Annotated in this window: 1 protein-coding gene; it reads left to right on the plus strand. The window is 77.0% G+C overall.

Features of this window, described 5'->3' with window-relative positions:
* On the plus strand, positions 1-300 hold a 300-nt coding region (locus JHD63_RS24490), incomplete at both ends, for an ABC transporter substrate-binding protein (protein WP_233168575.1).

Raw genomic sequence — 300 nt, forward strand, 5'->3', positions numbered from 1 at the left:
CCCCCCCCCCCCCCCCCCCCCCCCCCCCCCCCCCCCCCCCCCCCCCCCCCCCCCCCCCCCCCCCCCCCCCCCCCCCCCCCCCCCCCCCCCCCCCCCCCCCCCCCCCCCCCCCCCCCCCCCCACACCTACACTAGGTTCTCTTCGTCGGCAGCGTCAGATGTGTATAAGAGACAGGTCGAGTACTTCAAGGTGGACGACGAGTCCGACCCGGCCAAGGCCCCGGAAAACGCCAACAAGCTGGTCAAGCGCGACCAGGTCGACGTGCTGGTGGGCACCGTGCACTCGGGCGTGGCCATGGGC

The sequence above is a fragment of the Xylophilus sp. ASV27 genome (assembly GCF_016428875.1).
In the GTDB taxonomy this organism is placed as follows: Bacteria; Pseudomonadota; Gammaproteobacteria; order Burkholderiales; family Burkholderiaceae_C; genus Xylophilus.